Below are 23954 nucleotides of genomic sequence, written 5' to 3'. Positions count from 1 at the left end.
ACCAATCATTCACTTATCAGATCCAGGTCAACCAGAGTTTCTTTATAGAGTTCGTTAGTTTTCTCAAGGTATTTAGCGAAATCATCGGGGCCAAGGTAGCCGGGGACTATGCTGTTAGGCTCAAGGTAATCCTCCTCCCATGCTGGAGTTTCTTGAACTTTCTCCACCATATCTACCAGATAATTCTTTGCTTCATCAGAAATATCCTTTGCCGCGACTACACCACGGAATACTGAAGCGATTACGTCATACCCCTGCTCTTTGAAGGTTGGGAGCTCAGGAAAAGCCTGTGCACGCTCCTCTGTAGATATTGCGATAGCCCGCAGCCGCCCAGACTTTAGGAACTCGGAAACTGCCCCGGGATTGATCATCGCAAAGTCGACTTGGCCGCTGAGCACAGCAGTCGCCACCTCGCCGTCGCCTTGAAATGGAATAAAGTTCAATTCTTTTTCGAGGGCATCACTCACCATTATTGTGGCGATATGTTCGATCTGACCGCGCCCTCCACCGGCGACATTTAGAACACGCTCAGAAGATTTTATATCATCTAGATTTTGGATTGGAGAATTAGCAGGTACTACTAGGATAGTGGGGTCGATACCCAATCGCGCAATTGGGGTAAAGTCTTCATAATTTAACCCAACATCTGTTGCCAACGGCGTAGTAATAAATGATGAAGTAGCGGCCATCAAGTAATGACCATCGCCCGAGTGTGAGTTTAGATAACCCAACGCACTAGCGCCTGCTCCACCTGGTTTATTCACTACATTGATACTGGCATCAACTATTCCCTCTTGTTGAATGATTTTTGACATCATACGTAGCATGGTGTCGTGACCACCGCCAGGTCCGTATCCGGCGATGAATTCTATTCCACGAGTTGGAAATTCCTGGGCCTGAGCGGTCGACCCCACTCCCAACATGACTGCCGAAATGATAACGGCGACATGTCCAATATTTCTTAATATTTTCATTGTCAATTTCCTCACGATGAGAAATCTTGAAAAGTTTAGTTGGCGAGCGCCAGCTAAGAGGTAAACTCGCAGCCGAGTTCTTTCAGCGCATCATCGATCCACGTTGCATCGTATTTACCTTGCAGCGTAGTCTGGAGTTGTTGTTCTTCGGAATGGTGTTTACCCTCGGCGCGCGTGAGGATCACACTAGCTTGTTCGCGGGGGATCGCTAAAATGCCGTCCTCATCTCCCACGATGAGATCGCCTGGGTTTACGAGCATGTTGCCCACGGCGATGGGAAATCCGATTTCTCCAGGCCCGTCTTTATAAGGACCGCGATGGGACACCCCCGAGGCAAAGACCGGCACGTCCTGCTGGGCGATGCTGCCTGCGTCCCGAATAGCGCCCCAGATGACAATTCCAGCAATCCCGGCCTGAACGCCGCGAGCGAGCATCAATTCCCCTATGATGGCGTTATCGAGCGCGCCGCCGGCATCGACGACGATCACGTCGCCAGGCTGTGCCATGACAAGAGCCTTGTGCAGCATGAGATTGTCACCAGGCCGCACACTGACGGTCAGCGCAGGGCCGGCCATCTTCCCGCCGCGATGCATGGCGCGGAGGCCCGCAGGAGCGCCGAAGCGACGGGACATGACATCGCTGATGTTCGATACCGGCAGTAGCTTTGCCCGGCGAACTTCATCATCGCCGATGCGGGACCATTCCTTTTTAACCCTGAATCCCTCGGTCATTGCTGTCTCCTATTCTTCAAGTCCGCCGAGAGCAGTCGCCTCGACGCGGTATGCAGAAGGCACTTCCCTGCCGTCGATCGTATCCATGATGAGTTGCGCCGCCGTCATGGCCATTGCGCGCTCGGCGCCAGGCGTGAGGCCAGCAACATGGGGAGTGACAATCAAATTCGGGGAAGAGAGAAGTGCGTGGCCGGAATCGATCGGCTCGTCTTCGAAGCTGTCTATTCCGGCGCCGGCGATGACGCCATCTCGTAGCGCCACGTCCAGAGCCTGCTCGTCGACGATGCCGCCTCGCGCCGTGTTCACGAGGACCGCATGGCGCGGCATCTTCGATAGAAACTCTCTGTCGACCAGGTGGTGAGTCGTGGGTACGAGAGGGCAGTGCAGAGAAATGATGTCGGAACGGGAAACCAATTCATCGAGGTCCCCGCAAAGAGAGAAAGCGTCACCCTCACTGACGCTCCCTGACAGCGCCGGATCGAATGCTCTCACTCGCATACCGATGGCGCTGGCTAGTTTCGCCGTTTCCCGGCCAATGCCTCCCAGCCCGATCAAGCCGACCTGAGCCCCGAGGAGATCGTGGCCGACGAACGAGCCTTTCAACCAATTGCCTTGCCTCGTCGCAGCATCGAGCCGAGGTAATGACTTGCGTAACGCCAGCATCAATGCAATCGCGTGCTCGGCAACGGCGCGCGAGTTGGCACCGAGTGCCCGAAAGACCGGAATCCCACGGCGCTCCGCGGCCCTCAAGTTGATGTTATTGACGCCACTACCGTGCTTCACGATGACCTTGAGCGCATCGGAAGCGGCAATCACCTCATCCGTGATCTTTCCCTGGGACACCATGATCGCTACCACTTGAGCGTCACTCGCCGTACGCGCCACATCCACCGGAGACGCATAGGGAGGCGAGAAAATACACTCGTAACCGTTCAGGTCGAGCGTCCTCTCGGCTTCCTCATCGATGCGATCCCGAGTGACGAGAATTTTTTTGCTGCCTTGAGCCATGCGATTGGTATCCAAATAAAGCTTTTGCAAACTTAATCACATACAAAATCGGCAAAAAATTCGACAAAGGTATACAGTTTGATCAGAATGTTGCTTCCCGAGTATTCTTTTTGGACGAGACATGACAGGAGCCACATACGATGAGTCAAGACGCTCCCAAGGTGGATACGTCGCTCAGCGATGGTGTATACGCCCGGGTCCGTGACCTTCTGCGTGAGGGAGAACTCGTGCCGGGGCAGCGAGTCAGCGAAGCCGACATCTGTAGTCGTTTTAATGTAAGCCGAACGCCCGCTCGCGAAGCCATCCATCGTTTATTGAATGAAGGTTTTTTGACAGCTGGCAGTGGTGGACGCCCGGTAGTGGCAGAAATCGATATCGACCGTGCGGAAGAAATTTATGACATGCGCGAAGCCGTCGAATGTCTAGCCGCACGACTAGCGGCGAAGAGGGCACGAACCAATGACCTACTCGACCTGCGACGGATTCTCGACGAGCAGCGCGACGGCTGCGAGAATGAGGTGGATTTCCTGGAAATCAATGATCGTTTTCACGGGTGTATCTATCGGATCTCCGGGAATCGGTATGTACAAAGAACTGCCAGCATTCTGCTCGTTTCTGCCGGGATGATTCGTGGGTCTACTCAAGGTCAGTACAACTATGATTCATGGTCCCTTTCCGAGCATGAAGCGATCTATCGCGCGATAGAGAATGGCGACAGCGCAGCAGCAGAAGAAGCCATGCGACGTCACACGCGCAATGGACGTTTTCAAAGAATCGCCTTGATCACGAATCAAAAAGAGCGCTGATCCGAGAGAGGATTAGCGTGGTGGTAAAGAGGTTTTTGAAGCGATTCAGAACACGATTTCCAGCCCGTCGGCCGCGAGTTCGACGCCCGCCGGCAGCGTCGCCGTGCCGACCATCACGGCGGCATCGAGCTCGTGGCTGATATGGGTCAGCCAGGCACGCGCCGGGGCGAGCCGTACGATCGTCTCCCGTGCCATGGAAAGGTTGTTGTGATTGCGCGGCCTGCGGTGCGAATCAGGGTGGGTGGCATCGATCACCAGCGCATCCGGACGCCATTCACGCAGGAACTGCTCGGTGGCGCCGGGCAGGCCGACGGTGTCGCACAGCCAGGCGACCCGATTGACGCCGTCGGAGAGCGCGTAGCCCAGCGTCGGCTTGCTGTGATTGAGCGGCAGCGGTGTCACCGTGAGGCCGCCAAGGATGAGCGGCCGAAACGGCTTGAGGCCGGGCCGGAAGTCGAGAATGCCGGGGTTCCTGTGCAGGTCGGCGCAGCCTTGAGGGTCCTTGGGACCGTAGACTGGAATCGATTCGCCCCGGCCCCAGCGCAGATGCAGAAGCCCCTGGACATGATCGGCGTGATAGTGGGTCAACAGGATCGCGGCCGGGCGCTGACGCTCGCAGCGGGCGACCAGATCCATGCGGCCGGCGTCGATCAGGATCAGGTCGCCATCGAGCTCGATCTCGCCGGCGCAAGGCTCGCGACGGTGACAGCTCAGCAGCCGCGCACGCTGACACGCCGGGCAGTCGCAGCCGAAACAGGGCACCTGGGCGCTGTCGCCGGTACCCGCGAAGCGCAGCTTCACACCGAATGTTCCGGAGCGTGTGGCATGTCGAACCAGGCTTCGAGCGCCTTCACGCCATGCGCCAGCTCGCCGCCATTATCGATCCGCGGGACATCGCCAAGCGAATCCACCTCGTCGCCGCGCGCCAGCCGCGCCGCGATCTCGGCCGGCGTCTCGCGGCCGCGAGCGATCAGACGCCGCCGCAGCACCTCGGCATCCGCCACCACCAGCAGTGGCGCCAGCGACTCGCCGAATCGCTCGCGGGCCCCTTCCAGCGCGCGGCGGCTGCCGTTGAGTACCACCGTATGCCCCGCCGCCAGCCACGTCTCGATCTCGATGCCGACACCGTAGTCGAGCCCATGCGCGCGCCACGAGAGACAGAACAGCCCCTGCTCGCGGCGCCAGTGGAATGCCTCGCGGGAGAGCTCGATACAGTTCTCCGCCCCGCTGCTGGCCCGGGTGATATAGCGATGCGCCACCAGCGCGTCCGGGCGACGCCGTGCCAGCTCGCGCAGCAGGCTGTCCTTGCCGACGCCGCTGGCGCCCATCACGTAGATCAGACGCGACATCTCGGACCTCTCAGAAAATACGGCATCAATGAACCTGCTGACCGGCGGCCCACACCCTTCTCAGGATGGGGTGATCGTCGGCCAGCCGCACCCGCAGCAGATCGGCGCGCAGCCCCGGCGCCAGGCGCCCACGGTCCAGCAGACCGACCGCCTCGGCCGGAATGCGGGTCGCGGTGGCGACGGCACGGGGCAAGGCGTAGCCGTTCTCCATCGCTGCAACCCGGAATACGGCGTCGAGCAGCGCCGCCGGGTAGTAATCCGACGACAGGATATCCAGCACACCCAGTTCGACCAGCTCGGCGGCGGCGATATTGCCGGAGTGGGAGCCGCCGCGAACCACGTTGGGCGCGCCCATCATCACCGCCATGCCGGCCCGGTGGGAGGCCTCGGCCGCTTCGCGGGTGGTGGGAAACTCCGCGACCCGGGTGCCGTACTCATGACTTTCGGCGACATGCTCGACGGTGGCGTCGTCGTGGCTGGCGATCGCCAGACCGCGCTCGCGACAGATCGCGGCAATGGCGCGACGATGCTCGGCGCTGTAGCGCTGACTGTTGTCGATCTGGGATGCCATGAAGGCATTCATTGCGGCGTCATCGAGCTTGTACTTGCCCTGATAATAGATGCGATAGGCCTCGAGGCTGGCGAATTGCCGCTGTCCGGGAGCGTGATCCATCAGCGACACCAGCCCCAGCAGCGGTGATGACGACAGCTCCTCGAACCGCGCCAGCGTGTTGGGGTGGCTCACCTCGCAGCGCAGATGAAGGCGATGATCGACCCGCGCCAGACCGTCGCGAGCGATCCGCGACAGGGCATGGCACATCTCGTCGAGTGCGCCGTGACGCATGCTCTGCTCGTCGACATCGCCCACCGAGACCGCATCGAACACGGTGGTGATGCCGCTGGCCGCCATCTGGGCATCATGGGCCAGCGCGGCCTGGAGACTCGGCCACTCGACCTTGGGCCGCGGCTGGAAGTACTTCTCCATGTTGTCGGTGTGCAGCTCGACCAGCCCCGGCAGCACAAGGTCGCCCTCGCAGTCGATGGCGCCCGCTGACTGGCTCGCACCGTGATCGATGGCGGCGATCCGGCCATCGCGGATCACCAGGGTGCCGTCGATCGTCTCGTCGTCGAGCACCAATCTGGCGTGGGTCAGAATCTGTTCCTGTGCGCTCATGACAGGCTCTCCCGGAAGGACTGGCTGGTGGCGGCTGGGCTGCCCAGGCTGCCATCCAGCGGCAGCAGGCGGTCGGCGACGCGCTCGCGCACGTCCTCGTCGTGAAAGATGCCGAGCATGGCGGTACCGCGTGCCTTGGCCTCATGGATCAGCGCGATCACCACGTCGCGATTGGCGGCGTCCAGCGACGCGGTGGGCTCGTCCAGCAGCAGCAGCGGATGCTCGCCGATGAAGCCGCGGGCGATGTTGACGCGCTGCTGCTCGCCGCCGGAGAAGGTACCGGGCGGCAGTCGCCACAGTCGCTCGGGCAGGTTGAGCCGGGCCAGCAGCGTCTCGGCGCGCTGGCGGGCCTCGTTTTCGTCGGCACCACGCGCCAGCAGCGGCTCCATCACCACGTCGACGGCGGCGACCCGTGGTACCACGCGCAGAAACTGGCTGACATAGCCGATCACGTCGCGACGCAGGCCGTGCCAGGCGTAGGCAGGCAGTGTCTCCAAATCGAGTTCGCCGTCGTCGAAATGCAGCCGGATCCAACCCTGATCGATGCGGTAGTCGCCATAGAGCATCTTCAACAGCGTGCTCTTGCCGATACCGCTGCGTCCGGCCAGCACCAGACATTCGCCGGCATGCAGCGTCAGCGAGAGATCTCGCATCACGTCGATCTCGAGCCCACCCTGCCCATGCAGCAGAAACTGCTTGTGGAGCCCATCCACCGTGAGGCGAGGCAGGGAGGGCTTCGGGGAAACGCCAGTCTCGGAAAGCATCGAAGATATCCTCAAGGGGTGAGCACGGATGACACCAGCAGCTGCGTATATTCGTGCTGCGGGTCGTCGAGAATCTGATCGGTGAGGCCGGTCTCCACCACCTGACCGCGTCGCATCACCATCAGCCGGTGGGCGAGCAGACGCGCCACGGCGAGATCGTGGGTGACCAGCACCACCGAGAGGCCGAGGCTTCTCACCAGCGTGCGCAGCATGTCCAGTAGCCGCGCCTGGACCGAGACGTCCAGCCCGCCGGTGGGCTCGTCCATGAACACCAGCCGTGGCCGGGTGACCAGGGTGCGGGCGATCTGCAGGCGCTGCTGCATGCCGCCGGAAAAGGTGCGCGGGGCATCGTCGATACGCCCGGGATCGAGCTCGACCTGGCGCATCCACGCCTGTCCGGTGGCGCGGAGCTGGCCATAGTGGCGCTGGCCCTGGGCCATCAGCCGTTCGCCGATATTGGCCCCGGCGGAAACGCCCATGCGCAGGCCATCGCGGGGATTCTGATGCACCAGCCCCCACTCCAGGCGCAGCAGCGCCCGGCGACGCGCCTCGCCGACGGCGTAGAGATCGAGCTCGGCCTCGTCCCTCTCCAACTCTCCCTTATCCAGCACGTCTTCCCCGGCGCCGGCTCGAGCGGCTTCGGGCTCGTGGAAATCGGCTCGAGCGGCTTCGGGCTCGTGAACAGCCCGTCGATAGATCACGCGACCCGCGTCCGGCGCTTCCAGTCCGGCGAGCACGCGCAATAGCGTCGACTTGCCGGAACCGGACTCGCCGACGATGCCCAGCACCTCGCCGGCATGGAGTCGAAAGTCGATCGCCTCGCAGCCCTTGGCGGGGCCGTAAAGCCGGGTGATGTCCTGGACGTCCAGCAGGACCGGACGTGTCAGTCGAGGCTTCTTCATGCCACTTCTCCCCGCCGGGTCTGGCAGTAGTCGGTATCGGAGCAGACAAACATCCGCCCGCCCTTGTCGTCGGTGATCACTTCGTCGAGATAGCTGCGGTCGCTGCCGCACAGCGCGCAGCTGTGCTCCCAGCGCTGGATCTCGAACGGATGGTCCTCGAAGTCGAGACTCTCGACCCGGGTATGGGGCGGGATCGCGTAGAGCCGCTTCTCGCGCCCGGCGCCGAACAGCATCAGTGCCGGGTTGCCGTCGAGCTTGGGGTTGTCGAACTTGGGGATCGGCGACGGGTCCATCACGTAGCGACCGTCTACCTTGACCGGATAGGCGTAGGTGGTGGCGATATGGCCGTAGCGGGCGATGTCCTCGTAGAGCTTGACGTGCATCACGCCGTACTCCTCCAGCGCGTGCATCAGCCGGGTCTCCTGTTCGCTGGGCTCGATGAAGCGCAGCGGCTCGGGAATCGGCACCTGGAACACCAGGATCTGGCCACTTCTCAGCGGCGTCTCGGGAATCCGGTGGCGGGTCTGGATCACATCCGCCGCCGTGGTCGCGGTGGTGGTCTCGACGCCGGCGACACGCTGGAAGAAGTGGCGGATGCTGACCGCGTTGGTGGTGTCGTCGGCGCCCTGGTCGATCACCTTGAGAATGTCGTCGGCGCCCAGAATGCTGGCGGTGAGCTGCACGCCGCCGGTGCCCCAGCCGTAGGGCATCGGCATCTCGCGGCCGCCGAACGGCACCTGGTAGCCGGGGATCGCCACCGCCTTGAGCAGCGCGCGGCGGATCATTCTTTTCGTCTGTTCGTCGAGGTAGGCGAAGTTGTATCCGTTCATCTTGGGCTCCCGAAACTAGCTGCGTCGTCGGATACGGCGTTAAACACGCCCTCAAAGTGCTCATTCATAACCCATGAACTCCGCTTTCTCGGTCGTGTTTGCCTTGTCCCGACTTCCTCACTGACGTTTCTCCCTCTGTGGCTGGGTTGCCGTGAGATTCGGACTGTCCAAAAGAGGTGTTCTGAGCATGCTCGCGTCGCAGGCGGCGCAGCAGATCGAGCTCGGACTGGAAGTCGACGTAGTGCGGCAGCTTCAGGTGCGAGACGAAGCCGGAAGCGTCGACGCTGTCGGCGTGGGCCAGCACGAACTCCGCCTGCTGCGCCGGGCCGATGATCGGCTCGCCCAGCTCCTCGGCGCGCAGGGCACGATCGACCAGCGCCATGGCCATGGTCTTGCGCTCGTTGTGGCCGAAGGCGAGGCCGTACCCCCGCGTGAACTGCGGCGCGGCCTCGCGCGAGCCGCTGAACTGGTTGATCATCTGGCACTCGCTCAGCGCGATCTCGCCGACGCAGATCGTCTCGTCCCACTCGTCGACGTGGATCTCCACTTCCACCTGACCCAGGCGAATCTCGCCGGCGAACGGGTGGTTGCGGCCGTAGCCGCGCTGGGTGGAGTACCCCAGCGCCAGCAGATAGCCCTCGTCGCCGCGGGCCAGCATCTGCAGCCGGGCGGCACGGTCCATCGGGTAATCCGGCGGATCGCGGGTGATATCCGATGGCTCGGCGCCATCGTCGATCTCCTGCTCCACCAGGCCTTCGTCGTTGAGCAGCTCCAGAATCTGCGGGCACGCCTCGGCGTCGGTGACCTCTTCGCGAATCTCGGCGGCCGGCACCTCGGCACCGGCCAGTTGCAGGAAGTCGAGCAGGCGGTGGGTGTAGTCGTAGGTCGGCCCCAGAATCTGGCCACCGGGGATGTCCTTGTAGGTGGCGCTAATACGGCGCTCGATGCGCATGCTGGCGGTGTCGAGCGGCTCGCTGACCGCCAGTCGCGGCAGCGTGGTGCGATAGGCCCGCAGCAGGAACACGGCCTCGGTGAGATCGCCGCTGGCCTGCTTGAACGCCAGCGCGGCGAGTTCGGGGTCATACAGCGAGGCCTCGCTCATCACCCGGTCGACGGCCAGACGCAGCTGATCGCCGATCTGGGCGACCTCGAGTTCCGGGCGATCGCGATCGCCGCGACGGCGGTCGGCCAGCCAGCGGTGGGCACTGGCGATGGCCTGCTCGCCTCCCTTGACGGCAACGTACATCAGTTCACCTCCCGAGAATCGGCGCGCGTGCTGCGGGGCACTGCCGCCAGCCGCGCGCCGCAGCCGAAGATCATGTCCAAACCCCGCGGGAAACTGGCGCGGTTGGCGGCCAGCCGATCCATCAGCGCCCGGCAGCCGGGGGAATCGCCGATGTCGAGTGCGCGGATGGTCTCGATGCCAGGCCCGGAGAGAATCCAGGGCTCGGCGTTGGCCAGTCGCTCGACGGCGACCAGCAGCGTGGTGCCGCGGTCGGGATAGGTGTCGCTGCCCAGCGCAAACGGCGTCTGTGGATCGAAGGATTCATGGGTCAGCAGCGCGAAATCGGCGTTCGCCGGGTCGTCGGTGATGCGCGCCCCGGTGTGGAAGGTCAGCGCCTCGCGCAGGGGCGGCGAGTCGAGGTCAGCGGCAATCCAGACGCGTGTCTCGAGATCGCAGAGTGTCAGTATCACTCCCCACAGCGCGGCGCCAAGGGCGTCACTCGGCGCCGCCTGGGGCGGTGCCGGCACGGCCAGCGTCGTCAGCGTGCCCGGTTCGGACATGGCGCCGAGAATCTGGCGAAACAGGCGCTGGCTGTCGTGGGCGGGGTCGGCCAGCCCGGGCCAGGCGGCACTCGACGCCCCTCTGTGCTGCGTCACGGTTCCCTTCTCCATCGTCATTCCCCCCTCACCAGCGTGAAGAAATCGACCCGGGTGGCGGCGGCGGTGGCGGCGTCGCGGCGCTGGCGCTCGGCCAGTTCGGCGGCCAGCGGCGCGAGCAGTCGCGTCTCGAGTGCTTCCTGCCATTCGGCGTGCTGGGCGACGGCATCGGCCAGCGCGATCAGCTCGGCGTGGCGATGATCGCGACCGCGCACCCAGCCGTGGCCGACGGTGCCGTCGTCGAGGGCGACGCTGGCGCGGGTCAGGGTCATCTCGCCCAGGTGGAAGGCGTTGCCGGTGCCACCGGTACGCCCCTTGAGCATCGCCATGCCGGTCTCCGGACCGCGGACACAGCGGTGCCTGGGGAAATCGCCGAGCCACGCGCCCAGTGCGCCCCAGCGGGCCTCGATGTGCTGACGGGAGGAGAGCGCCAGCAAGCGCTGACGGGCTCCTCGAGGGGTGTGGGTCATGCGTCGTCCTCGTCGGATGGAAAAAGATCGGAAGGGTCGCCGGCGGCGTCGCGATGACGGCCAGCGGCTTCGTCGAAATCCCGGCCCACGGCGTCATCGAAATCAATGTGATAGGAGAGCCGGTCGGCACGCGCCCGCCCCACGGAGACTTCCACCAGCACGCCGGCGGCGTCGGTGTTGTCGCTGGTCATCACCAGCAGCGGGGCGTTGAACGGGCACTGCAGCCAGCGGGTGTCGTCGCGATCGGCGCCGGCGGCATCGATGCGTACCCGTCGGCGATGCAGGCGCAAGCCATAATGCTGGCCCAGCAGGGCGCGGGTGGAACCGCCGCGATAGCGCTCGAGCCAGCCCGGTACCCGCTCGGGATCGAACCAGTGGCGCAGTCGCATCAGCGGCGCGTCATCGACGGTGCGCACGGTGTCGACCCGCAGCAGCGGCTCGCTGGCGGAGCGCCCGAAGCGCTGGGCGATGGCCTCGGGGGGCGTCACCAGCCCCTGTTCGAGACAGCAGGTGTTCGAGGGCAGGCCGAGGCTGGCCAGATTCTGGGTCACCTTACTGCCGGCACTGACGGCGTAGTCGAGCCGCCGGTCGACCACCTGGGTGCCGCGCCCCTGATGGCGGGTCACCAGCCCGGCGGCGACCAGTTCGTCCAGCGCCCGGCGTACCGTGTGGCGGTTGACCGCGAAGCGCTTGGCGAGCTGCGCCTCGGTCGGCAGCAGGTCGCCGGGGCCGTAGTCGGTACGGACCTCGCGGACCAGCACTTCGGCCAGTTCTCGGTAGCGGGGTATCGAGAGGATTTGTCTAGACATCATCAGGCCCAAAAAAGCCGGGAAAGCCCCAGCATCAGATGAAACGCTTGCGAACACGCTGCGACACCATGTCGAGCAAGGTGACGGCAACGATGATCACCAGCATGATCGTGGCGGTCTCGGTGTACTGAAACCCGCGCATGGTCTCCCACAGCGAGACGCCGATACCGCCGCCGCCGACCATGCCGAGCACCGTGGCGGAGCGGATGTTGGATTCGAAGCGATAGAGGCTGACCGAGATCCACAGCGGCAGAACCTGCGGTATCAGTCCGAAGATGATCTCTTCCAGGCGCCCGGCACCGGTGACGCGAACGCCCTCCATCGGCCCGGCATCGGTGGCTTCCACCGCTTCCGAGAACAGCTTGGCGAGCACGCCGGTGGTGTGGACGAACAGCGCCATGGTGCCGGCAAATGGCCCCAGGCCGACGGCGACCACGAACAGCATCGCGAAGACCAGCTCGTTGATCGCGCGGCAGGCATCCATCAGCCGCCGCACCGGCTGGTTGATCCACCACGGCGCCAGGTTGTCCGACGAGAGCAGACCGAAGGGGATCGCGAACAGCACCGCCAGCAGCGTGCCCCAGATGGCGATCTGGATGGTGACCAGCATCTGATCGATATAGTGATCGAGGCTGCCGAAAGTGGGCGGCACGAAGTCGGCGGCCAGGGTCGCCATGTTGCCGGCGTTCTGGAACAGCAGGCTCGGGGCCATCTCGGCGCCCTGCCAGGCCCAGCCCAGAACAATGACGGCGATCGCCCAGCCCAGCAGTGTGGTCCAGCTGCGTTTACCCGATCGGGCTCGCGCATCGAGTGTGGAAGTGGTCATGCATGGACTCCGCTGCATCGATCATGAAGATGGCAAGGGGGCGGCGTAGATGCCGCCCCGGCCTGTCAGAGACTCGTGTTCAGAAAGCGCTTTCTTGACTTACTCTTTCTTGACTTACTGGGTCGCCATCGCCGTGGTGTTGCCGGCCTTTTTGGCCTGGGCGGCTTCACGAGCGTCCATGCGCTGGTTCAGCGACTCGAGACGCGCATCGAGATCGGCGAGTTGCTTCTGCTTGTCGTCGGCATCGAGGGAATCGTCGGCGGCGACCTGGGCGCGCTGCTTGAACAGCGCCAGTTGACGGATCGGCAGCAGCTGGTCGTTGTCGGAAGCGGCGAAGCCGGACCACTGCAGCGGTTCGAGGATCTTTTTCTGCTTGTCGGTATCGCCGTAGCTGAGGAAGAACTGGCGCAGTTCGTCCTTGGTCTGCTGCGGCAGATTGGTGCGCCAGACCAGCGGGTCGGAGGGGATCAGCGGCGACTTCCAGATCACCTTGAGCTGGGCGGCCTTGTCGGGATGGGTGAGTTCGAGACGCTCCATGCTCTCGGTATTGAAGGTGGCGACGTCGACCTGGCCGTTGGCCACGGTCAGCGCATTGGTCTCGTGGTTGGCGTTGAGCGTGCGCTTGAACGCGGTGTTGGGATCGACGTGATTCTTGGCGAAGACGTAGTAGCCCGGCACCAGGTAGCCCGAGGTGGAGTTGGGGTCGCCGTTGCCGAAGGTCAGCTCGCCGGCGTGCGCCAGCACGTCTTCAACCGTGTTGTAGGGGCTGTCCTTGTTGACGATCATCAGGCTCCAGTAACCCGGCGCACCGTTGGCGGCGACGGTCTGGGCGAAGATCTCGCCGCCGGCGCGATCGACCGCTTCCATCGCCGACTTGTTGCCGTACCAGGCCAGATCGATCTTGTCGAAACGCATCGCCTGGATCACCGCGGCGTAGTCGGTGGCGAAGAACGGCTCGACCTTGACGCCCAGGGCGTCGGACATGTCGTCCAGGAATGGCTGCCACTGGGTCGACTGGTTGGAACTCGACTCGGTGGAGATGATGCCGAAGCGCAGCGGCTCGTCGGCGGCCTGAGCGGAACTCATGGCGAGCGTGCCGCCGAGCAGGCCGAGCCCGGCGATCAGCGGCAGGGCCGTGCGGCGCAAGAGGGATGAGATCATGTCGTTTCCTTGAAGTGTCGTTGATGATGGATCGTTGGTGATAGGTCTGTGGCAACGAATCGATGGTCAGCGGTCGAGCGTGCGCCCGGATCAGCCCACCGCGTGCAGCGGCGTCGCGATCCGGTGATCGGGCTGGCGGGACTCGAGCTCGTCGAGACCGGCGTTCTCGTAGAGCGCCTGCAGGCGAACGTCGGTGAGACCCGCGATCGGCCCGTCGTAGTAGAGGCGGCCCTGCTTCAGTGCGATGGCGCGGCGGCAGTAGCGGCGGGCAACGTCGACCTGATGCAGGGTGACGACGATGGTGCGGCCATCCTCGCGATTGATCCGCTGCAGGATCTCCATCACCTCGCGGGCACTGCGCGGATCGAGGGAGGCGATCGGCTCGTCGGCGAAGATCACTTCCGCCTCCTGCACCAGCGCCCGGGCGATGGCGACGCGCTGCATCTGGCCGCCCGACAGCGTGTTGGCGCGCTGATGGGCCAGTCCGACGATGCCGACGCGCTCCAGCGCCCGTAGCGCCAGATCCCGCTCCTGCTGGGTGAAGCGCCCGGTCAGCGCCCGCCAGCGCGGCATCGCGCCGAGGTGACCGATCAGCACGTTGGTCATGACGCTCAACCGACCGGCGAGGTTGAACTGCTGGAAGATGTAGCCGCAGCGGCGGCGCTGTTCGCGGCTGGCGCCGAGCAGACGCCCGCCGTGCTGGACGTCGCGATCCAGCACCCGAACATGGCTGTGCGACCGGCGGTCGGCGCGGGTCAATCCGATGAGGTGGCGCAACAGGGTCGACTTGCCCGATCCCGACGGTCCGATCAGGGTGACCAGCTCGCCGGCATGGATCTCGAAACCGATCTCGCGCAGGGCCGCATGGGGACCGAAGGATTTGTCGAGCCGTTCGACGCTAACGATGGCAGTCATGCGATTCGTCCCGGAAAGTGTCGGGCCGCGAGTCGGATCATGAACCCCTGGCCCAGAGTGTTGAACACAGTCTGGCGACGTCGTGTGACGGTTATTTATCTAGACAATTAAGAAACGATGACAGGTCGGGCGGCAGCGCGGGCAACCAAAAAAGCGCCCGAAGGCGCTTTATCAAATATTTCAGCGGGTTGAGAAATCGTGTCATCGAGTGGACACGAAATTGTCGCCAAAGCGTCATGCCGGATCGCGAATGATCGTCAGGCTTTTTCCTTGGCCGACAGAAAGCCGCCCTGCTGGAGCACGTCCTCGTAACCTTCGCGGAAGGTGGGATAACGAAACGTGTAGCCGGATTCGAGCAGCAGCCGGTTGTTGCAGCGCTTGCTCGAGCGACGCCGCAGCGGAGACTGGATGACGTCCGGCGTCTCGACCTTGAGCCGCTTGGCGATCCAGGCCATCACTTCGTGCAGCGGCGCCGAATCGCAGTCGCTGGCGAGATAGACTGGCTCCAGCGTGTTGCCGTCCAGCGTCAGCTGGATCAGGTGGGCGATCACGCCGGCGCAGTCGTCGCGATGAATGCGGTTGGAATACATCGGCGGGTTGGAGGCCGCGATCCGGCCCTCACTCACCTGACGAATCAGGCGATCTCGCCCTGGGCCGTAGATGCCCGAGAAACGCACCGCCGTGCCTGGCAGATCATGTGCTAGCAGTGCCTGCTCGGCCTCGCGCATCAGCGTGCCGGAGAAACCGTGCGGATCGGTTTCCGAGGTTTCGTCGACCTCTTCACCGCCCTGCTGGGCATAGACGCTGGTCGAGGAGACGAACAGTACCCGCTCAGGTTTGTTCTCACGGGCCCCGAAGGTTTCGAGAACCGCTTTCAGGCCCGTCGGATACGCTGTCTCGTAGGCCGACGCCTCGAATCGATCCGCCGTGACGGCGTAGACGATGATGTCGGCATCCGGCAGCGCCGCCAGCGCCGCTTCGTCGGTGACGTCCAGCGCCACCGCCTCGATACCGGTTCCGTCCAGCGCCCCGACATTGCGCCGCGCGCCGATCACGCGATGACCGGTGTCGATCAACTGCTTCCCGAGCTGAGTGCCAATATCGCCACAGCCGAGAATTAGCGTTGTTTTCTTCACCTTTCCCTAGCCTCTTGGTAAAACGTCCTTGATGATTCGTCCCTGAGGACGCGCACGCACGAGCGTGACCACGAGAATTGCGTACCGCTGTTCACTTGCCAAATCGCGCTGACAGGGAGCCTTTCGGTCCCAGCCAATGACTCTAACAGAACTCCGCTACATCGTAACCTTGGCCCAGGAGCGCCATTTCGGCCGCGCCGCCGAACGCTGCTTCGTCTCTCAGCCGACGCTGTCGGTGGCCGTCAAGAAACTCGAGGACGAACTCGGCATCGCCCTGTTCGAACGCTCCAAATCCACCGTTCAGGTCACGCCGCTGGGAGAGCGGATCGTCGAGCAGGCGCACCGCGTGCTGGAGCAGGCGACATTGATCCGGGAGATGGCCACCGAGGGCAAGGACCAGTTGATCAGCCCGCTGCGAATCGGCGCCATCTATACCATCGGCCCTTACCTGTTCCCGCACCTGATCCCGGCGCTGTCGCGCATCGCGCCGCAGATGCCGCTCTATATCGAGGAGAGTTTCACCGGCGTGCTGCGGCGCAAGCTGCGCAACGGCGAGCTCGATGCGATCTTCGTGGCGCTACCCTTCAACGAGCCCGACGTGGTCACCAAGACGCTCTACGAGGAGCCGTTCGAGGTGCTGCTGCCGGCCGGCCATCCGTGGACGGAGAAGGCGGCGATCGACAAGGAGGACCTGCTCACCGAACGCCTGCTGCTGCTCGGCGAGGGCCACTGTTTCCGCGACCAGATTCTGGAGGCGTGCCCGGCGATCAGCGCGCAGCTCAACAATCCCTCGAACACCCTGATTGCCGAGGGCGGCTCGCTGGAGACCATTCGCCACATGGTCGCCTCCGGGCTGGGCATCACGGTGCTGCCCAAATTGGCGATCGGTACCAGTCATTACGAGGGCGGGCTGCTGGAAAGCCGACCCTTCAAGGGCGACGTCCCGACGCGCAGCGTCGCACTGGCGTGGCGTGCCAGCTTCCCGCGACCCAAGGCGATCGATGCCCTGATCCAGGCGATCGATAAAATCCAGGGCAGCGACGTCGAGGCCGCATGAGCCTCGACGAACCCGTCACCGACCTCTCCGGCGTCGGCGAGGCCCTGGCCGGAAAACTGGCCAGGCTGGGCATCGAGCAGGTCGCCGACCTGCTGTTCCATCTGCCGCTGCGCTACCAGGACCGAACGCGGATCACCCCCATCGGCACCCTGCGCGCCGGCACCGAGGCGGTGGTGGAGGGCGAGGTGAGCGCCGCCGAGGTCGTTCGCGGCCGTCGCCGCAGCCTGCTGGTCCGGCTCAAGGATGGCTCCGGCATTCTCAGCCTGCGCTTCTTCCACTTCTCGCCGGCCCAGCAGCAGCAGTTCGTCAAGGGCGTGCAGGTGCGCTGCTTCGGCGAGGCCCGCGCCGGCAGCACCGGGCTCGAGATCTATCATCCGGAATATCGCCTGATCCAGTCCGACGCCACGCCGGTGGACGAACACCTGACGCCGATCTATCCCACCACCGAGGGTCTGGCACAACCGCGCCTGCGCGCCCTGATCCAGCAGGCGCTGAAGCGACTGGCGGCAGCCCCCGAGAGCCTGCCGGAGTGGATTCCCGAACCGCTGCGCGGGCGCTTTCGGCTGCCGGGGCTGATCGAATCGCTGCGCTATCTCCACGAGCCGCCGCCAGACGCCCCGCAGGAGCGTCTGGCCGACGGCCGTCACCCCGCCCAGCGACGACTAGCCCTGGAAGAGCTGCTGGCGCATCAGTTGAGCCTGCGCCAGGTCCGCCTGCGGATTCAGGCCGATGGCGCCCCCCGGCTCGCGGCCGCCAGCAATCTGCAGGCGCGTTTTCTGACCCAGCTGCCGTTCTCGCTGACCCAGGCGCAGCGCCGCGTGCTGGAGGAGATCGGACGCGACCTGGAGCGGGAGGTACCGATGCTGCGGCTGGTGCAGGGCGATGTCGGCTCGGGCAAGACCGTGGTCGCCGCCATGGCGGTGCTGAACGCCATTGCCGGCGGCTGCCAGGCGGCAGTGATGGCCCCCACCGAGATCCTCGCCGAGCAGCACTTTCGCCAGTTCCGTGCCTGGCTCGAACCGCTGGGGATCGAGGTCGGCTGGCTGGCCGGCAAGCTAAAGGGCAAGGCACGTCTGGACACCAAGGCGGCCATCGCCGACGGTCGCGTGCAGGTCGCCGTGGGGACGCATGCGCTGTTCCAGGACGACGTGACTTTCCATCGGCTGGGGCTGGCGGTGATCGACGAGCAGCATCGCTTCGGCGTTCACCAGCGCCTGGCGCTGCGCCAGAAAGGCGAATCCGGTGGCCTGACGCCGCACCAGCTGATCATGACCGCGACGCCGATCCCGCGCACCCTGGCGATGAGCGCCTACGCCGATCTCGATCTCTCGGTGATCGACGAACTGCCGCCGGGCCGCACCCCGGTGCACACCGTTGCCGTCCCCGACGAGCGTCGCCCGGAAGTGATCCAGCGTATCCGCAACGCCTGCGCCGAGGGCCGCCAAGCCTACTGGGTCTGCACCCTGATCGAGGAGTCGGAAGCGCTGACCTGCCAGGCGGCGGAAGTGACCCGCGATACGCTGGTAGAAGCGCTGCCGGAGCTCAACGTCGGGCTGGTCCACGGTCGCATGAAGGCGCAGGAAAAGGTCGAGGTGATGGATGCCTTCAAGCGCGGCGAGCTGGACCTGCTGGTCGCCACCACGGTGATCGAGGTCGGCGTCGACGTGCCCAACGCCAGCCTGATGATCATCGAGAACCCGGAGCGGCTGGGGCTCTCCCAGTTGCATCAGCTACGCGGCCGGGTCGGTCGCGGCAGCGTCGACAGCTACTGCGTGCTGCTCTATCACCCGCCGCTATCGAACCACTCCCGCCAGCGACTCGGCATCCTGCGCGACACCACCGACGGCTTCAAGGTCGCGGAGAAGGATCTCGAACTGCGTGGCCCCGGTGAAGTGCTAGGCACCCGCCAGACCGGCCTGGCGCAGATGAAGATCGCCGATCTGGAGCGCGATCGCGACCTGCTCGATACCGTCACCGCCCTGGCCCAGGCGCTGCTGGAAGAAGCCTCCGACGCCGCGACGCCGCTGATCCGCCGCTGGCTGGGCGACGAAGCCGGGCGCTACGGGCAGGTGTGAAGTTTCGGCCAGCGAATCAACCCAACTCTACCGCCCTGCGACGAGCCCCTGTTCCCCTTCGTGTATCCGGTCGATGTTGAGCGATCAATCAGCGCGGATAGAGAAACAGCGCACATTAGCGGTGCCCCCATACACATCGGGTTCAAGCATCGGTGATTGGTTCAGCGTCAGTTGACTTTCCCTTCGAGTGGTCCTCTTCAAACTCCCGCTGCGGATCGATGCCCCGTTTCATCTGCCAGCGATAGATCAGCAGCGCCAGCACCGGGGTGAGAAACGCGGTGGTGACCACCGAGCCGGCCACCTGAGCGGTAGCGGCGGCCTCGATGGCCCGGTAGGCCGGGTCGGCGGCGGCAACCACCGCAGGCGTGGCCACGGCGGCACCGGCGGTGGAGGATTCACAGGCGCCGGAGATGAGGTTGCGCCTGTGCAGCGGCCGTCGGCGGACGCGATGCACTAGGCTGAGCAGCAGCATGGCGCCACCGCCAGAGACCACCAGTGTCAGCAGCCCCAGCAGGATGCCGGGCAGACCCGCCTTCAGCAGGGTGCTGAAATCGATACCGGCACCCAGCGGAAAGGCAAAGAACGGGATCAGAATGCGCTGGCCGGGGGCGAGGAAGCGGCGCAGGTTATCATCGAGATTGCCGAGGATGAAGCCCAGCACAATCGGTGTCACCACGCCAATGAAGGTCAGCACGGGAATCGACGCCAGCCCCGCTGCACCCAGTACCAGCAGGGTCAGGAAGGGTCCGTCATTGAGGGCAATGACCGATACCGCGCCCTTGTCGGTGGTGTTGCCGAACTGCTCGGTCAAGGCCACGTAGAGGCCGCTGTTGGAGTTGGTCATGGCGGCGACGATCGCCAGCGGGGTCAGCGCCAGCAGCGTGCCCGATGGCATCAGAAACGCGGCGATCAGCGCGATCAGCACGCCGGCCAGCAGCTTGCCGATCAAGATAGCAAAGCCCTTCTCCGCGATCGGACCGGTGGCGCGGATCGGGATCTGCGCGCCCATGCAGAACAGGAAGGCGCCGATGACCGGCAGCGCGCCCTCCTTGAACAGGGCCTGGGTAAAGCCACCGATCTCGAGCAGACCGGGAAAGAAGGTATTGACGGTCGCGCCCATCAGCAGCGGGATGACCATGATGCCGCCGGGGACCTTTTCAATCGCACCGAGAATATTCATGGGCTGTCTCGTGGGTTGTTGGTGATGCTGACGATTGAGGGAAGACCAGAGTTCCGGGCATACCGGCCCCATGTCCCAGGGGTATTCACTCGGAACATGCTGAACTTCGGTCGGGTATTCGGGTGGCCGGCACCGGACAATCAGGCGCCGACCGCCGTATCAGGAGCTGCGCTGCTTCTTGTGCGCGGCCAGACCGACCAGATAACGGTCGCGCCAGGCCATGCGCGCATCGCGCTGATCGATAGGCAGGATCTGCTGGCGCGCGTGTTCCAGTTGGTCGATCAGGGCCTCGCTGTAGCCGCGCGGACGGGTGTCCTCGGCGACTTGCTTGTACATGAGGCCGTAACGTCCGAGATAGTCGCGTACGCCTCCCGGCGCGTTGAGATCGATGGTTTCGATCGGTCCCATGAAGAACCAGCGGGCGCCGAGACCGTCACTGACCACGCGATCGAGATCCTCGACGCTAATCACGCCATCCTCGATCAGCGCAAAGGCCTCGTTGAGCAGGGCGCCCTGCAGACGGTTGACGGCAAATCCGGCCACCTCCTTGTTGAGCACGATCGGCGACTGGCCGACCTCGTCCATCAGCGCGCGGGTGCGCTGCACCACCTCATCGCTGGTCCAGGGCGCGGGAATCAGCTCTACCAGCGGGATCAGCGACGGCGGATTGACGGGGTGCGAGACCAGGCAGCGTTCACGATGAGCAAGCGTCTCGGTGAAGCTGGAGGCGGTAATCCCAGAAGTCGAACTGGCGAGAATGGACTCGGGCGCGGCGAGCTCATCGAGCTGGGTGAACACCGCACGTTTGACCTCGACCGTTTCGGGCACGTTCTCCTGGACATAGATCGCGCCGTCCAGCGCCTGAGCCAGATCGCTGCTGGTACTGACCCGGGCGAGGATGGTCTCCGGCGCTTCATCGAGCAGCGCGTTGGCGGCGAGATCCTTGAGCGTCTGGCCGATTAGCTCCCGGGCGCGGGGTAACACGTCGGCCACGGTATCAAACAGCACCACGTCGTAGCCGCCGCGGGCAAAGACGACCGACCAGCCGCGACCGACCAGGCCGGCACCGATAATGGCAACATGACTCATCTCTAACTCCTTCAATGGTGGCGCCGCAGGCGCCGCGACCGGCGATCCGGCCGATCAATGGGGTATCGGGTATTCAGCTTTCCCACTGCACGCCGAAGTGCTCGCGCAGCTCGTCGATCGCGGCGTCGTCCAGCACGCGATACTCGTGGCCGTGCAACAGCAGAAACAGTCGGGCGGTCTCTTCGAGTTCCTCGGCGGCGCTGACGGTCGAGTCGAAGTCCCTGCCGGTGACGATCGGGCCATGGTTGGCCAGCATCAGCGAGCTGTAGTGCGGCGCCAGCCGGGCGACGTCGTCGCCGAGGCGCGCATCGCCCGGACGGCGATAGGGCACCAGCGGCAGCTGACCGATGCGCATCACGAAATACGGCGTGATCGGTGGCAGGATGCTTTTGTCATCCAAATTCTTCAGGCAGGACACCGCACTCGAATAGGTGGAGTGCAGATGGACGATCGCCTGCGCCTGGGGACGGTTCTTGTAGTAGGCGAGGTGAAAGAAGTACTCCTTGCTGGGCTTGCTGCCCGAAATGACGTTGCCCTCCCAGTCGAGTTTTGAAATCTCGTCGGCGTTGAGCTCGCCCATGCAGGAGTTGGTCGGCGTGGTCAGCCAGCCGTCTTCCAGCCGCACGCTGAGGTTGCCGCTGGTGCCGGGGCTGAGGCCGCGGTCATAGAGCCGCTTGCCGAGCGTGACCAGACGCTGGCGCAGGGTGTGTTCGTTCATTCGATGATCTCCCAGGCACGGGTAAACATGTCGGGGGCGCCGAAATTGCCGGATTTGAGCGCCATATGCAGCGGCCCGAAGTCGGACTCGGTCCACGTCCAGGGCACGCCGGGGTCGATTTCGGGGCCGATACGCTGGCTGCCAATGCCCAGCGCGCGTACGATGGCCCCTGAGGTTTCGCCGCCGGCGACGATCAGCCGACCGATGTCGTGTTCGACCAGTCGGGTGGCGAGTTCGGCCAGCGCGCGTTCGACCAGCGCTCCGGAGGCTTCGACGCCCAGGCTCTGCTGCGCCTTTCGCACGATTTCCGGACGGGTGTCACTGTGGATCAGCAGGGGGCTGCCGAGCCGGGGCACTGCCCACTGCTCGATCGCATCGAGCGTGGCGCTGAAGTCCCGGTGCAGCGCTTCCGGGTCGAGCGCCCGGATGGGCATGTGCTGACGGGCATGTTCGATCTGCTCGCGGGTGCGATTCGAGGCGCTTCCGGCGAGGATCAGCGCGCCGCCGCCGGCCTCGGGCAGGGCGGCGACCTCGCTGGTCGGCGCCGAATACAGCGCGCCCAGTCCCAGCGCCAGTCCGGAGCCGCCGGTCACCAGCGGCATGTCGCGGCTGGCCAACGCGATGGTGGTCAGATGGGCATCGCGCAGGGTATCGGTGACGATCAGCGTATGCCCCGCGTCACGCAGCGCCGCGAGCTGTCGGCGGGTAGCCTGCTCGCCGCGTTTGATCACATCAGCGCCCAGCACGCCGACCCGGCCACGGGTCTGGGCATCGAGCCAGCGGGCGAGGCTGGCATCCGTCATCGGATTGAGCGGGTGATGCTCCATGCCGCTTTCGTTGAGCAGCACATCGCCGACAAACAGATAGCCGTGATAGACGGTGCGACCGGTGGCCGGGAAGGCGGGACAGAACAGAGTAGCGTCGCAGCCCAGCGCGGCCATTAGCGCCTCGGCCACGGGTCCGATGTTGCCCTTCGCGGTCGAATCGAAGGTCGAGCAGTACTTGAAGTAAAACTTCTCGCAGCCCTGCGTCTGTAGCCATGTCAGCGCTTCAAGCGATTGGCGTACCGCGTCGGCTGCCGGAATGCTGCGTGACTTCAGCGCCACCACGATGGCGTCGACGTCCTCAGGTGCTGTATCCGGTACGCCGATGGTCTGGACGGTACGAAAGCCGCTTTTGACCAGGTTATTGGCCAGGTCCGTGCCGCCGGTAAAATCGTCGGCAATACATCCGATCAGAGCCATGGAACCTCCTTCGGCTCATCGGCCATCTCTGAGGCGGTAATCGGCACCGTTTCGAGTGCGATGTCGCGCTCGATGATTGCTTCGCGATCGAAAGCGGCCAGGCCGTCGTCGGTGACGATCAAGTCGACATCCTCCAACGCACAGGCACGGAACATGCCGAAACGGCCGTACTTGGAACTGTCGGCCACCAGCACACTCTTGGAAGCAATCTGCAATAGCTGTTGCTTGATCAGGATCTTCGACTCATTCGGCGTGGTCACGCCGCGTTCGAGATGCCAGGAGCTGCTGCTGAGAAAGGCAATATCGACGTTGACCTGGCGCAGAAATTCCACCACCGACGGACCGACCGCTGAATAGTTCTCGTGATTAACGCGTCCGCCGGTATGAAAGAGGTCAATATGAGGATACTGCGCCAGCAGTGCCGAGATGTGAAAGTTGTTGGTGACTACCGAAAGAGCGTTGTGCTCGGTGAGCAGACACGCCATGGCGAAGGTAGTAGTGCCGGCATCAAGATAGATCGACATGCCATCGTGAATCATGGCGGCCGCTCGCCGGGCAATCGCTTCCTTATGACCGATATTGGCAGAAGCCTTCTCCTGCCAGGCAGGCTCATGCCGAAACCGCGCAGCCAGCCGAACGCCACCGGAGACCGATAGCACCCGACCCTCCTGTTCGAGCTGGGCGATATCGCGGCGCACCGTCATATGAGACACCCCGAGCAATTCGGTCAACTCGTTGATGGTCAGCACGGTCCGCCGATCAAGCAATTCCAGCAGATAGTCGCGTCTTTGAGTGGGTATCACGAGCTAATTTCACCTTCTAGCAGATAAAACCTTTATGGTAATTAACGTTAAA

General features: G+C 64.1%; 25 protein-coding genes. 3 read left to right on the top strand and 22 right to left on the bottom strand.

Features of this window, described 5'->3' with window-relative positions; genetic code table 11:
* Positions 1-5 precede the first annotated feature (5 nt).
* The 3 genes from F0A16_RS10025 to F0A16_RS10015 are packed head-to-tail and all read right to left on the bottom strand — an operon-like array spanning position 6 to position 2713.
* Entirely contained in the window at positions 6-974 is a 969-nt protein-coding gene (locus F0A16_RS10025; RefSeq protein WP_149435244.1) for a tripartite tricarboxylate transporter substrate binding protein, read from the bottom strand.
* A gap of 53 nt (positions 975-1027) precedes the next feature.
* Entirely contained in the window at positions 1028-1705 is a 678-nt protein-coding gene (locus tag F0A16_RS10020) for an RraA family protein (RefSeq protein WP_149435243.1), read from the bottom strand.
* A gap of 9 nt (positions 1706-1714) precedes the next feature.
* Positions 1715-2713, bottom strand: coding sequence for an NAD(P)-dependent oxidoreductase (locus tag F0A16_RS10015; RefSeq protein ID WP_149435242.1), 999 nt, complete (start codon positions 2711-2713; stop codon positions 1715-1717).
* Positions 2714-2853: 140 nt separating this feature from the next.
* Between F0A16_RS10015 and F0A16_RS10010 the strand changes: the two genes are divergently transcribed.
* Positions 2854-3519 carry a GntR family transcriptional regulator gene (locus tag F0A16_RS10010; protein WP_149435241.1) on the top strand — a complete coding sequence of 222 codons (666 nt, stop codon included), beginning with the start codon at positions 2854-2856 and terminating at the stop codon, positions 3517-3519.
* A gap of 45 nt (positions 3520-3564) precedes the next feature.
* Here F0A16_RS10010 and phnP read toward each other — a convergent pair whose 3' ends face one another.
* The 14 genes from phnP to F0A16_RS09940 all read right to left on the bottom strand — a co-directional run bounded on the left by phnP (position 3565) and on the right by F0A16_RS09940 (position 15736).
* Complete coding sequence (phnP, locus tag F0A16_RS10005; protein ID WP_149435240.1) at positions 3565-4320, bottom strand: phosphonate metabolism protein PhnP; 756 nt, start codon at positions 4318-4320, stop codon at positions 3565-3567.
* A complete protein-coding gene (gene phnN, locus F0A16_RS10000) occupies positions 4317-4868 on the bottom strand; it encodes a ribose 1,5-bisphosphokinase (protein ID WP_149435239.1) in 552 nt (183 codons plus the stop codon). Before phnN ends, phnP begins: the two co-directional genes overlap by 4 nt.
* Positions 4869-4893: 25 nt before the next feature.
* Positions 4894-6042, bottom strand: coding sequence for an alpha-D-ribose 1-methylphosphonate 5-triphosphate diphosphatase (locus tag F0A16_RS09995; RefSeq protein ID WP_149435238.1), 1149 nt, complete (start codon positions 6040-6042; stop codon positions 4894-4896).
* Positions 6039-6806 carry a phosphonate C-P lyase system protein PhnL gene (gene phnL, locus F0A16_RS09990; RefSeq protein WP_149435237.1) on the bottom strand — a complete coding sequence of 256 codons (768 nt, stop codon included), beginning with the start codon at positions 6804-6806 and terminating at the stop codon, positions 6039-6041. The genes F0A16_RS09995 and phnL overlap by 4 nt, the downstream gene beginning before the upstream one ends.
* Positions 6807-6817: 11 nt before the next feature.
* Positions 6818-7708, bottom strand: coding sequence for a phosphonate C-P lyase system protein PhnK (locus tag F0A16_RS09985; RefSeq protein WP_149435236.1), 891 nt, complete (start codon positions 7706-7708; stop codon positions 6818-6820).
* Entirely contained in the window at positions 7705-8538 is an 834-nt protein-coding gene (locus F0A16_RS09980; protein WP_149435235.1) for an alpha-D-ribose 1-methylphosphonate 5-phosphate C-P-lyase PhnJ, read from the bottom strand. The genes F0A16_RS09985 and F0A16_RS09980 overlap by 4 nt, the downstream gene beginning before the upstream one ends.
* 64 nt (positions 8539-8602) lie before the next feature.
* Positions 8603-9784 carry a carbon-phosphorus lyase complex subunit gene (locus tag F0A16_RS09975; protein ID WP_149435234.1) on the bottom strand — a complete coding sequence of 394 codons (1182 nt, stop codon included), beginning with the start codon at positions 9782-9784 and terminating at the stop codon, positions 8603-8605.
* Positions 9784-10419 (bottom strand): phosphonate C-P lyase system protein PhnH, encoded by a 636-nt coding sequence (phnH, locus tag F0A16_RS09970; protein WP_239023781.1) that lies wholly within the window; start codon positions 10417-10419, stop codon positions 9784-9786. The genes F0A16_RS09975 and phnH overlap by 1 nt, the downstream gene beginning before the upstream one ends.
* A 17-nt stretch (positions 10420-10436) precedes the next feature.
* Positions 10437-10889, bottom strand: a complete 453-nt coding sequence (gene phnG, locus F0A16_RS09965) for a phosphonate C-P lyase system protein PhnG (RefSeq protein ID WP_149435232.1) — start codon at positions 10887-10889, stop codon at positions 10437-10439.
* Positions 10886-11698 carry a phosphonate metabolism transcriptional regulator PhnF gene (phnF, locus tag F0A16_RS09960; RefSeq protein WP_187775962.1) on the bottom strand — a complete coding sequence of 271 codons (813 nt, stop codon included), beginning with the start codon at positions 11696-11698 and terminating at the stop codon, positions 10886-10888. Before phnF ends, phnG begins: the two co-directional genes overlap by 4 nt.
* Positions 11699-11732: 34 nt before the next feature.
* On the bottom strand, positions 11733-12524 hold the full coding sequence (gene phnE, locus F0A16_RS09955; RefSeq protein ID WP_149435230.1) for a phosphonate ABC transporter, permease protein PhnE: 792 nt from the start codon (positions 12522-12524) through the stop codon (positions 11733-11735).
* A gap of 114 nt (positions 12525-12638) precedes the next feature.
* Positions 12639-13685: a phosphonate ABC transporter substrate-binding protein gene (phnD, locus tag F0A16_RS09950; protein WP_149435229.1), complete on the bottom strand. Its 1047-nt coding sequence runs from the start codon at positions 13683-13685 to the stop codon at positions 12639-12641.
* Between the two features lie 90 nt (positions 13686-13775).
* On the bottom strand, positions 13776-14600 hold the full coding sequence (gene phnC, locus F0A16_RS09945) for a phosphonate ABC transporter ATP-binding protein (protein ID WP_149435228.1): 825 nt from the start codon (positions 14598-14600) through the stop codon (positions 13776-13778).
* A gap of 257 nt (positions 14601-14857) precedes the next feature.
* Positions 14858-15736, bottom strand: coding sequence for an NAD(P)H-binding protein (locus F0A16_RS09940; protein ID WP_149435227.1), 879 nt, complete (start codon positions 15734-15736; stop codon positions 14858-14860).
* Positions 15737-15872: 136 nt separating this feature from the next.
* Between F0A16_RS09940 and F0A16_RS09935 the strand changes: the two genes are divergently transcribed.
* Complete coding sequence (locus tag F0A16_RS09935) at positions 15873-16793, top strand: hydrogen peroxide-inducible genes activator (RefSeq protein WP_149435226.1); 921 nt, start codon at positions 15873-15875, stop codon at positions 16791-16793.
* A complete protein-coding gene (recG, locus tag F0A16_RS09930; protein WP_149435225.1) occupies positions 16790-18868 on the top strand; it encodes an ATP-dependent DNA helicase RecG in 2079 nt (692 codons plus the stop codon). The genes F0A16_RS09935 and recG overlap by 4 nt, the downstream gene beginning before the upstream one ends.
* Positions 18869-19010: 142 nt before the next feature.
* On the opposite strand, the gene F0A16_RS09925 is transcribed toward recG, so the two are convergent.
* From F0A16_RS09925 to F0A16_RS09905, 5 genes are all read right to left on the bottom strand, one after another.
* The gene (locus F0A16_RS09925; RefSeq protein ID WP_149435224.1) at positions 19011-20048 is read right to left on the bottom strand and encodes a 2-keto-3-deoxygluconate permease; all 1038 of its coding nucleotides are present in this window, start codon (positions 20046-20048) and stop codon (positions 19011-19013) included.
* Positions 20049-20207: 159 nt separating this feature from the next.
* Positions 20208-21137, bottom strand: a complete 930-nt coding sequence (locus tag F0A16_RS09920; RefSeq protein ID WP_149435223.1) for a 3-hydroxyacyl-CoA dehydrogenase — start codon at positions 21135-21137, stop codon at positions 20208-20210.
* A 73-nt stretch (positions 21138-21210) separates the two neighbouring features.
* Positions 21211-21855: a 3-oxo-tetronate 4-phosphate decarboxylase gene (gene otnC, locus F0A16_RS09915; protein WP_149435222.1), complete on the bottom strand. Its 645-nt coding sequence runs from the start codon at positions 21853-21855 to the stop codon at positions 21211-21213.
* Entirely contained in the window at positions 21852-23099 is a 1248-nt protein-coding gene (otnK, locus tag F0A16_RS09910; protein WP_149435221.1) for a 3-oxo-tetronate kinase, read from the bottom strand. The genes otnC and otnK overlap by 4 nt, the downstream gene beginning before the upstream one ends.
* A complete protein-coding gene (locus F0A16_RS09905) occupies positions 23090-23902 on the bottom strand; it encodes a DeoR/GlpR family DNA-binding transcription regulator (RefSeq protein ID WP_149435220.1) in 813 nt (270 codons plus the stop codon). The genes otnK and F0A16_RS09905 overlap by 10 nt, the downstream gene beginning before the upstream one ends.
* Positions 23903-23954: the final 52 nt, after the last annotated feature.

The organism is Salinicola corii (genome assembly GCF_008298015.1).
Lineage (GTDB): Bacteria > Pseudomonadota > Gammaproteobacteria > Pseudomonadales > Halomonadaceae > Salinicola > Salinicola corii.
This window is presented reverse-complemented; position numbering and strand designations above follow the sequence as displayed.

Bases quoted from the DNA above. Each gene is read 5' to 3' on its own strand.
- phnN (WP_149435239.1), bottom strand. From the start codon at position 4,868: ATGTCGCGTCTGATCTACGTGATGGGCGCCAGCGGCGTCGGCAAGGAC.
- phnG (WP_149435232.1), bottom strand. From the start codon at position 10,889: ATGACCCACACCCCTCGAGGAGCCCGTCAGCGCTTGCTGGCGCTCTCC.
- phnC (WP_149435228.1), bottom strand. From the start codon at position 14,600: ATGACTGCCATCGTTAGCGTCGAACGGCTCGACAAATCCTTCGGTCCC.
- F0A16_RS10025 (WP_149435244.1), bottom strand. From the start codon at position 974: ATGAAAATATTAAGAAATATTGGACATGTCGCCGTTATCATTTCGGCA.
- phnD (WP_149435229.1), bottom strand. From the start codon at position 13,685: ATGATCTCATCCCTCTTGCGCCGCACGGCCCTGCCGCTGATCGCCGGG.
- otnC (WP_149435222.1), bottom strand. From the start codon at position 21,855: ATGAACGAACACACCCTGCGCCAGCGTCTGGTCACGCTCGGCAAGCGG.
- recG (WP_149435225.1), top strand. From the start codon at position 16,790: ATGAGCCTCGACGAACCCGTCACCGACCTCTCCGGCGTCGGCGAGGCC.
- F0A16_RS09920 (WP_149435223.1), bottom strand. From the start codon at position 21,137: ATGAGTCATGTTGCCATTATCGGTGCCGGCCTGGTCGGTCGCGGCTGG.
- otnK (WP_149435221.1), bottom strand. From the start codon at position 23,099: ATGGCTCTGATCGGATGTATTGCCGACGATTTTACCGGCGGCACGGAC.
- phnE (WP_149435230.1), bottom strand. From the start codon at position 12,524: ATGACCACTTCCACACTCGATGCGCGAGCCCGATCGGGTAAACGCAGC.
- phnF (WP_187775962.1), bottom strand. From the start codon at position 11,698: ATGTCTAGACAAATCCTCTCGATACCCCGCTACCGAGAACTGGCCGAA.
- F0A16_RS09975 (WP_149435234.1), bottom strand. From the start codon at position 9,784: ATGTACGTTGCCGTCAAGGGAGGCGAGCAGGCCATCGCCAGTGCCCAC.
- F0A16_RS10010 (WP_149435241.1), top strand. From the start codon at position 2,854: ATGAGTCAAGACGCTCCCAAGGTGGATACGTCGCTCAGCGATGGTGTA.
- F0A16_RS10015 (WP_149435242.1), bottom strand. From the start codon at position 2,713: ATGGCTCAAGGCAGCAAAAAAATTCTCGTCACTCGGGATCGCATCGAT.
- phnL (WP_149435237.1), bottom strand. From the start codon at position 6,806: ATGCTTTCCGAGACTGGCGTTTCCCCGAAGCCCTCCCTGCCTCGCCTC.
- F0A16_RS09925 (WP_149435224.1), bottom strand. From the start codon at position 20,048: ATGAATATTCTCGGTGCGATTGAAAAGGTCCCCGGCGGCATCATGGTC.
- F0A16_RS10020 (WP_149435243.1), bottom strand. From the start codon at position 1,705: ATGACCGAGGGATTCAGGGTTAAAAAGGAATGGTCCCGCATCGGCGAT.
- F0A16_RS09935 (WP_149435226.1), top strand. From the start codon at position 15,873: ATGACTCTAACAGAACTCCGCTACATCGTAACCTTGGCCCAGGAGCGC.
- F0A16_RS09980 (WP_149435235.1), bottom strand. From the start codon at position 8,538: ATGAACGGATACAACTTCGCCTACCTCGACGAACAGACGAAAAGAATG.
- F0A16_RS09995 (WP_149435238.1), bottom strand. From the start codon at position 6,042: ATGAGCGCACAGGAACAGATTCTGACCCACGCCAGATTGGTGCTCGAC.
- F0A16_RS09985 (WP_149435236.1), bottom strand. From the start codon at position 7,708: ATGAAGAAGCCTCGACTGACACGTCCGGTCCTGCTGGACGTCCAGGAC.